The organism is Rhizomicrobium sp. (assembly GCF_056722145.1).
In genome coordinates this window covers 1-8034 of sequence record NZ_JBWZET010000182.1, presented here as the reverse complement: position 1 = coordinate 8034, position 8034 = coordinate 1, and the positions used below count along the sequence as shown (strand labels likewise).

At 64.4% G+C, this 8034-nt stretch carries 11 protein-coding genes and 1 pseudogene; 8 read left to right on the top strand and 4 right to left on the bottom strand.

Going from position 1 to position 8034, the window contains the following annotated elements:
- From AC1P6P_RS09750 to nadD, 3 genes are all read left to right on the top strand, one after another.
- A partial coding sequence (locus AC1P6P_RS09750) for a PUA domain-containing protein (protein ID WP_481402247.1) occupies positions 1-368 on the top strand: 368 nt, incomplete at its 5' end.
- Positions 365-1627, top strand: a complete 1263-nt coding sequence (locus AC1P6P_RS09745) for a glutamate-5-semialdehyde dehydrogenase (RefSeq protein WP_481402246.1) — start codon at positions 365-367, stop codon at positions 1625-1627. The genes AC1P6P_RS09750 and AC1P6P_RS09745, both read left to right, overlap by 4 nt.
- A 188-nt stretch (positions 1628-1815) precedes the next feature.
- Positions 1816-2385, top strand: coding sequence for a nicotinate (nicotinamide) nucleotide adenylyltransferase (nadD, locus tag AC1P6P_RS09740; RefSeq protein WP_481402245.1), 570 nt, complete (start codon positions 1816-1818; stop codon positions 2383-2385).
- A gap of 20 nt (positions 2386-2405) precedes the next feature.
- On the opposite strand, the gene AC1P6P_RS09735 is transcribed toward nadD, so the two are convergent.
- Complete coding sequence (locus AC1P6P_RS09735) at positions 2406-2642, bottom strand: hypothetical protein (RefSeq protein WP_481402244.1); 237 nt, start codon at positions 2640-2642, stop codon at positions 2406-2408.
- Between AC1P6P_RS09735 and rsfS the strand changes: the two genes are divergently transcribed.
- The 5 genes from rsfS to AC1P6P_RS09710 all read left to right on the top strand — a co-directional run bounded on the left by rsfS (position 2629) and on the right by AC1P6P_RS09710 (position 5428).
- Complete coding sequence (gene rsfS, locus AC1P6P_RS09730; RefSeq protein ID WP_481402243.1) at positions 2629-2961, top strand: ribosome silencing factor; 333 nt, start codon at positions 2629-2631, stop codon at positions 2959-2961. The two genes, AC1P6P_RS09735 and rsfS, sit on opposite strands and share 14 nt — an antisense overlap.
- Positions 2961-3443: a 23S rRNA (pseudouridine(1915)-N(3))-methyltransferase RlmH gene (rlmH, locus tag AC1P6P_RS09725; RefSeq protein ID WP_481402242.1), complete on the top strand. Its 483-nt coding sequence runs from the start codon at positions 2961-2963 to the stop codon at positions 3441-3443. Before rsfS ends, rlmH begins: the two co-directional genes overlap by 1 nt.
- 79 nt (positions 3444-3522) lie before the next feature.
- The gene (locus tag AC1P6P_RS09720) at positions 3523-3966 is read left to right on the top strand and encodes a flagellar assembly protein FliX (RefSeq protein WP_481402241.1); all 444 of its coding nucleotides are present in this window, start codon (positions 3523-3525) and stop codon (positions 3964-3966) included.
- 56 nt (positions 3967-4022) lie between these two features.
- Complete coding sequence (locus AC1P6P_RS09715) at positions 4023-4706, top strand: hypothetical protein (RefSeq protein ID WP_481402240.1); 684 nt, start codon at positions 4023-4025, stop codon at positions 4704-4706.
- Positions 4706-5428, top strand: a complete 723-nt coding sequence (locus AC1P6P_RS09710) for a DUF3307 domain-containing protein (RefSeq protein ID WP_481402239.1) — start codon at positions 4706-4708, stop codon at positions 5426-5428. Before AC1P6P_RS09715 ends, AC1P6P_RS09710 begins: the two co-directional genes overlap by 1 nt.
- A 69-nt stretch (positions 5429-5497) precedes the next feature.
- On the opposite strand, the gene AC1P6P_RS09705 is transcribed toward AC1P6P_RS09710, so the two are convergent.
- The 3 genes and pseudogenes from AC1P6P_RS09705 to sucA form a co-directional block, all read right to left on the bottom strand.
- Positions 5498-5812, bottom strand: coding sequence for a hypothetical protein (locus AC1P6P_RS09705; protein WP_481402238.1), 315 nt, complete (start codon positions 5810-5812; stop codon positions 5498-5500).
- A 139-nt stretch (positions 5813-5951) separates the two neighbouring features.
- Positions 5952-7211 carry a 2-oxoglutarate dehydrogenase complex dihydrolipoyllysine-residue succinyltransferase gene (gene odhB / locus AC1P6P_RS09700; RefSeq protein WP_481402237.1) on the bottom strand — a complete coding sequence of 420 codons (1260 nt, stop codon included), beginning with the start codon at positions 7209-7211 and terminating at the stop codon, positions 5952-5954.
- Positions 7208-8034: pseudogene (gene sucA, locus AC1P6P_RS09695) on the bottom strand (2-oxoglutarate dehydrogenase E1 component); the annotation flags it as partial. The pseudogene sucA and the gene odhB, both read right to left, overlap by 4 nt.

The following is an 8034-nucleotide window of genomic DNA, read 5'->3' as shown; positions in this document are numbered from 1 at the left end:
CCGCACGTTCTACCCGCTTCTTCGCTTGCGATACCCCGGCCGCGGCGCGCAAGCGCTGGATCGGTGGCGTGCTGCATCCCCAAGGCGCGCTGATCATCGATGACGGCGCGGTCAAGGCGCTGCTGACAGGTTCGAGCCTGCTCCCCATCGGCATCCGCCAGATCGACGGACGCTTCGAACGCGGCGATCCTGTCAGCGTGGTCGACAAGGCCGGACGCGAGATCGCCCGCGGCCTCGTTGCCTACAACGCCAGCGATGCCGAGCGCATTGCCGGCAAGCGCAGCCTCGAGATCGAGGCCATTCTCGGCTATCGTGGCCGCGATGAGATGATCCATCGCGACGACCTGACCTTAACGGTGGACGCATGAGCGACGACCTTTCGGCCCAGATGAATGCCCTCGGCGCCGCCGCCCGCACCGCCGCGCGCGCCATCCGCGAAGCCTCCACCGAAGCCAAGAATGCCGCCCTCCTCGCCGCTGCCGCCGCATTGCGCGCTCGTAAGGACGAAATCCTCGCCGCCAACGCCGAGGACATGGAAGCGGCGCGCGATCATCTTTCCGCCGCCATGCTCGACCGCCTGATGCTCAACGCGGCCCGCGTCGAAGCGATGGCTGGCGGCGTGGAAGCGATTGCCGGCCTTGCCGATCCGGTCGGCAAGGAGCTGGCGCGCTGGGCGCGGCCCAACGGCCTCGACATCGCCCGCGTCGCCACGCCGATCGGCGTCATCGCCATCATCTATGAGAGCCGTCCTAACGTTACTGCCGACGCCGCGGCGCTGTGCCTGAAGTCGGGCAATGCGGTGATCCTGCGCGGCGGCTCGGAAAGCGCCCAATCGGCCGCGGCGATCCTGGCGGCGCTGCGCGAAGGCCTTGCCGAGGCGAACCTGCCGGCCGAAATCATCCAGCTGGTTCCGACCACCGACCGCGCCGCCGTCGGCGAATTGTTGAAGGGTCTCAGCGGCGCGGTAGACCTCATCATTCCGCGCGGCGGCAAAAGCCTGGTCGCCCGGGTGCAGAACGAAGCCCGCGTGCCGGTGCTGGCGCACCTGGAAGGCATCTGCCACACCTACATCCATGCCGACGCCGATCCCGACAAGGCGCGGGCGATCACCGTCAACGCCAAGATGCGGCGCACCGGCATCTGCGGCGCCACCGAAACGCTGCTGATCGATCGCGGTCTCGACAAGGCGCTGGTGGTGCAGATCCTCGACGACCTCGCCGCCAAAGGCTGCGAAATCCGCGCCGATGATGCGGTGTGGGAAATCTATCCCGCCGCGCAGCAGGCGACCGAAGACGATTGGCGGACCGAATATCTTGACGCGATCATCGCCGTGAAGATGGTCGACGATGTCGAAGCCGCCATCGCCCATATCGAAACCTATGGCAGCCATCACACCGAAGCCATCGTCACCGAGGACGTGCTGGCGGCGGAGCGGTTTCTCGACGGCATCGACAGCGCCATCGTGATCTGGAACGCGTCCACCCAGTTCGCCGACGGCGGCGAGTTCGGCATGGGCGCTGAGATCGGCATCGGCACCGGCAAGCTGCACGCCCGCGGCCCCGTCGGGGTCGAACAGCTCACGACCTTCAAATACGTCGTCAGAGGAAATGGCCAGATACGCGCCTGAAACTTTGACCGCTTCACGGTGTCATGGCCCGCCACTGCGGGCCGCCGAGGTGGTGGTGCTCAGATGTGGACGCGTAAATCCGGTAATTCCAGACGCCATTGTGCGGCGAAAACTGGATGGCCCGCAGTGGCGGGCCATGACACAGAGGATGAAATGGCGATAGTCCTCCCTCAATGGGAAGGTGAGCGATGAACTTTCTGCGCCCGCCCGGACCGGTTGCAGCAGGCCTTCGCATCGGCCTTCTCGGCGGCTCGTTCAATCCGGCGCATGCAGGCCACCTGCACGTCGCCGAAACCGCGATTCGGCGCCTCGGGCTCGATTACGTCTGGTTCCTGGTGGCGCCGCAGAATCCGCTGAAGTCCGCCAACGGCATGATGGCGCTCGAACACCGCCTGGCCGCGGCGCGACGGCTCGCCGGCCGCAACCGCCGCTTGATCGTCACCGACATCGAGCGCGGCATCGCCAGCCGCTACACGATCGACACCATCCGCCAGCTTAAGGCGCGCTTTGCCGGCGTGGAATTCGTCTGGCTGATGGGCAGCGACAATCTCCTGCAGTTTCACCGCTGGCGGCGCTGGCACGAGATCGTCGCCCTGGTGCCGGCGGCGGTGGTGCTGCGCCCCGGCTCGACGCTGGCGCCGTTGCAGGCCAAGGCGATCAACGCCCTGCCCGGCGGCTTCGTCGTCATCGACGGGCGCCGCAACGAGATCAGCGCCACGGCGATTCGGGCGCGGTTGGCGGCGGCCGCAGGGGCGTGATACACAGGCCTCCCGCGCTCTCAACTCAAGCGCGACCCGCAACGGAGAACGACCCTGGTTACCAAGAAGGCGCCTGCCAAAAAGCCGGCCGCGAAAAAGTCCGCCGCAAAAACGACGGCAGCCAAGAAGACCGTCAAGAAGACGGTCAAAACGGCGGCAAAGAAAACCGTCAAGAAGGCCGTAAAAAAGACCGTCAAGAAGCCGGCGGTCAAGAAGATCGAGGCGCAAGCCGAACAGCCGGAAGTGCTGGCGCGCATCCTTGCCTCGCTCGATGACGACAAGGCCGAGGAAATCATCTCGATCAACCTCTCGGGCCGCTCCAGTCTGTGCGATGCCATCGTGGTGGCGAGCGGGCGTTCGTCGCGCCATGTCGCCTCGATTGCCGAGCATCTGGCGCGCCGCCTCAAGGAAGCCGGCTACGGCACCCGGCCGATGAACGGCACCGGTCAGGGCGACTGGGCACTGGTCGATGCCGGCGACGTGATCGTGCACATCTTCCGCCCGGAAGTGCGCGCCTATTACGACCTTGAAGGCATGTGGAGCGTCGACGAGCCCAAGCGGTCCAAGGCTCGCTGATGCGGCTGACGCTTCTCACTGTCGGGTTCGCGCGCGGCACCTCGGAAGGGGCGCTGATCGAGGACTATGTCCATCGCGCCGCCGTGATGGGGCGCAACATGGGCATTCCCGCCGTGACGGTGGAAGAGGTCTCGGTGTCGAAGGCGCGCGATGTCAAGACGCGGATGGCCGAAGAGGCCGAGAAGCTGTCGGATCGCATCCCGGTCGGCGCCCACATCGTACTTCTGGACGCCAAGGGCAAAGGCATGACCAGCGAGGACTTCGCCGAGATGCTGGGAGCCTTGCGCGATGCCGGCACCAAGGATTTGGTGTTCGTGGTTGGCGGCCCGGACGGGCTGGCGCCGCTGCCGGGCAAGCGCGCCGGGCGCAGCCTTGCCTTCGGGCCCCAGACCTGGCCGCACTTGCTGGTCCGCGCCATGCTGGCCGAGCAGGTTTATCGCGCCCTGACGATTTTGGCCGGCCATCCCTACCACCGCGCGTAAGGGGCCGCGTCCGGCCGGTTGTTTTCCGCAACGAACCCTTAACCAGACTCTGCGATGCTCAGATGTCGCAGAAGGCGAGATGGCTATGGAAGTCAACGGTCCGGGCAAAGTCGATCGCACCAGCGGTATCCGCCGGGGCGGCAAAACCGCGTCCGCCGGGGGCGGCAGCACCTTCACGGTGTCGAGTGCGCCGGAAGAGCCGCATGCCAGCGTCGTCGCCGGTCCAGGCCCGATCGCGGCGCTCGATTCCATCCTCGCCCTGCAAGGCATGGACGATTCCACCGATGGCCGGTCGAAGGGCCTGAAGCACGGCGAGCAGCTGCTCGACATGCTCGATCAGGTCCGCGATGGGTTGCTTGCGGGCGGCATTCCCCGCGCGACCCTCAACCGCCTCGCCAATGCCGTCACCCGCCGCCACGACACCTTCGCCGATCCGCGCCTGCAAAGCGTCCTCGACGAAATCGAACTTCGCGCCCACGTCGAACTCGCCAAGCTCGAAATGCTGGATAAGCGGGTGGGGTAGTTTGACAGGCATTTTCGCCTGATTTATAAATATCAGGCATTTTCGCCTGACAGGCCATGCCAGCCACCGACAAAAAGGTCTACGCCGTCATCACCGGCGACATCGTCGGCTCGACAAAGCGGTCGCGCGCCGAGATGAAAAACGTCCGCACGGCGATCAGCGAAGCGGTTCGGGAATTCATTGTTCGCAATGACCCAATTACTCGGGGTGCGGAGTTCTTCCAAGGTGACTCTTGGCAGGTCCTGCTCGGAAATCCAGAAAACGCCTTGCGCCTTGCGCTTCTCATCCAGGCCAGCCTGATAAGCAAGGCAAACACGCAAACGCGCGCCGCCATCGGCATCGGTACGGTCGAGGGGCTGGAACGAACGGTCGCCGTTTCCACCGGAGAGGCATTCACTCTGTCCGGGCGCGCGCTCGCAGACATGCCCAGCATCTTTCGCCTGACTGGCGCATTGCCGGAGCGTGCGGGGGCACCGGCCCAGTGGTTCCCCGGTCTATTGCACCTATGCAGCGGTCTTATGCGGGGATGGACCCGGCGTCAGTGCGAATTAATGGGCCTATGGCTATCTCTTCCCGATCCGACCTATGACACCATCGCGAGCAGATTGGCTCCCCCCATTGCCAAACAGTCGGTCGGCGATATTCTCACCAGCGCCAACTTGCAGCCGCTGTACGAGGCCATGGCGCTGTTTCACGCCACCAACTGGCAACGTCTCGCTGGACCGGAAGGAGCGGCGTGATGCTTGACACCGTTCTCGCGCTCATCACCGCCCATCTGATCGCGGACTTCCCGCTGCAGAGCGACTGGCTTCTGACGCACAAGAGAAACCCGCTCGTTCTGCTGCTGCATATCGCAATCGTGACGCTCGTTACGGCGGCGTTGCTCGGCGCGGCGCCGCTGTCGCTGCTGGCGATCCTCGCGGTCACACACCTGACCATGGACGCGGTCAAGGTGCACGCCATGAAGGACACGCTGGCGAGTTTCTTTGCCGACCAAGTCGTCCATCTGATCGTTATCGGCGGTCTTGCGGCGCTGTATGCCGACACCTTCGCGGGCGGCCTCTGGTCCCGATTGTCGTCCGATTGGTTGCAGAATTTTCAAGCCGCAATGTGTCTGATCGCCGGGCTCATTCTCAGCCTGCAAACCGGGGCAATCATCATCAAAAAGGCGACCCAGCCGTTCCTCGATCAGATCGGCCCCGAGATCGAAGGCCTACATCACGGTGGATCGTATATCGGTGTCCTGGAACGGGCGCTAGTGCTGCTCATGGTCCTCATCAATCAACCCGCCGGCGTCGGATTCCTGATCACCGCCAAGTCAATTTTGCGCTTCGGCGACGTCAAGGACTCCCACCAGCGCAAACTGACCGAATACGTGATTATCGGCACGTTCCTGAGTTTCGGATGGGGCCTTTTGGTCGCCGCCCTGACCCAAATCGGTCTCAAACACTGGCTGCCGTAGTTGCCATTCAGGCATACTACAGCGGCCGCCCGGGGTGGCAGCCGCATCGGCTTCGAAACCGAAATTGCCTCAGGCCGTCGGCGGGGTCGCGTCGCGCTGGACGGTGGCGCCGACCACGGCGGCGTCGATCTTGCTGTTCTGGCCGCTGACCGCGAGGCCGGCCCAGATCAAGCAGATGGGCTGCGTGATCAGCAGACCGATGCCTAACGTGAAGATCGCTACGACGATCGTCACGATCAGCATGACGATGCCGCCGATGACACTGGCGTAAAACAGACCGAGCGGACCGAAGAAGAACGTCAGGGCGAGCGCCGCGCCCATGCTCTTCTTGTTCGACAGAGCAACCTGCGCGCGGATGAGATCACTGGTGTTGTGCTGCGACATGTCCTACCCCCTTCAGCGCCAGCCCCCAACGAGCATTCCCAGACAGCGCGACTGGGAATACGGCGCATCACTAACCGATAGTAGGGTTCGAGCTCTCGCGGGCACGACCTGACAAAACACCGCACCTTCTACGGGAAACCTAGATTTCCAGCAGCAGACGCTGCGGGTCTTCGATCGCGTCCTTCACCTTGACGAGGAATGTCACAGCGTCCTTGCCGTCGACGATGCGGTGATCGTAGCTGAGGGCGACGTACATCATCGGGCGGATGACGATCTTGTCGCCGTCGGCCACCGGGCGCGGCTGGATCTTGTGCATGCCGAGAATGCCGGACTGCGGCGAATTCAGGATCGGCGTCGACATCAGAGAGCCGAACACGCCGCCGTTGGTGATGGAGAACGAACCGCCTTGCAGCTCGTCGATCTTCAGCTTGTTGTCGCGGGCGCGCGCGCCGAAATCGCCGATCTTGCCTTCGACGCCGGCCAGCGACAGCGTATCGGCATCGCGCAGCACCGGCACCACCAGGCCGCGCTCGGTCGACACCGCGACGCCGATGTCGAAATAATTCTTGTAGACGATGTCGTCGCCTTCGATCTCGGCATTGAGATTGGGGATGTCCCTCAGCGCCGCGACGCACGCCTTCACGAAAAAGCCCATGAAGCCGAGCTTGACCTTGTGCTTCTTCTCGAAACTGTCCTTGTACTGAGACCGGAGCGCCATGACATGGCTCATGTCGATCTCGTTGAAGGTGGTGAGCTGGGCGGCGGTGTTCTGCGATTCCTTGAGGCGCAGGGCGATGGTTTTGCGCAGGCGCGTCATGGTCACGCGCTCTTCCTCGCTGGCGCGGGCGCGCGGGCCGCTGGCGACGGGCGCGGCCGGGGTGGCCACACGTTCCTGGGCCCGGGCTTGCAACTCGGCGAGCACGTCGCCCTTGGTGACGCGGCCATCCCTGCCGGTGCCGGTGAGGCTGGCGGTATCGATCGCGTTGTCTTCAGCGACGCGGCGCGCCGCGGGCATCGCGGCCGGTGCGGGCTTGGCGGGAACCGGCGTCGGCGCCGGCGGGGCGGTGACCGGCGCTTTCAGGGCTTCCTTCGGCGCTGCGGTTTTCTGCGGCGAAACCGCGTCGGGATTGGACGAGGTCACCGGCGCGTGGCGGCCTTCAGCGCCTTCGGCAATCGCGCCCAGCGTGGCGCCGACCTGCACCGTATCGCCCGGCTTGACGGTGATGGTTTCCAGGGCGCCATCGGCGGGCGCCGGCACTTCCACCGTGACCTTGTCGGTTTCGAGTTCGAGCAGCGGCTCGTCGCGGGTAACCGCGTCGCCTTCCTTCTTGAACCAGCGCGCGACAGTGGCCTCGGTGACGGATTCACCCATCGCCGGTACTTTGATCTCGATGCTCATTGATCGTCCTCGGTACGGATCTTGAGGTCGAACCGCATCGCCTCGTCCGTGATGTAATGCAGTTCGGCGGTGTGCTGGCTCATCAAACCGACAGCCGTGGAGGCATAGTCCGGACGCCCGATGAAGCGCGGCCGCACGCGCCGCCCCAGCTTCTCCATAAGGTACTCGATTCGCTGGCGCACGAAAGTCCAGGCGCCCTGATTGCGCGGCTCTTCCTGGACCCAGACGATTTCGGCATTGGGGAAGCGCTCCAGCTCCTGGCCCAAGGGGCCTTCCGGGAACGGATAGAGCTGTTCCAGCCGCAGCATCTGGACGTGCGGCTCGTTGTGCTTTTCGCGCGCTTCCATCAGGTCGAAATAGACCTTGCCGGTGCAAAGGATGACGCGGCGGATGTCGTCGTCGGGCGCCAGTTCGACAGTGGTGGCGCCGGGCACGCATTCGGCCTGATCGCGGAAGACGCGGTGGAACGAGGTGCCGGGTTCGAGATCGCTGAGGAACGAAACGCAGCGCTTGTGACGGAGCAGCGATTTCGGCGTCATCAGGATCAGGGGCTTCCTGAAATTGCGCAGCATCTGGCGGCGCAGGACATGGAAGTAGTTGGCGGGCGTGGTCGGATAGCAGACCTGCCAATTGTCCTGGGCCGAGAGCTGCAGATAGCGCTCCAGCCGCGCCGAGGATTGCTCGGGCCCCTGGCCCTCATAGCCGTGCGGCAGCAGCATCACGAGGCCGCACATCCTCAGCCATTTCATTTCGCCGGAGGCGATGAACTGGTCGATGATGACTTGGGCATTGTTGGCGAAATCGCCGAACTGGGCTTCCCACA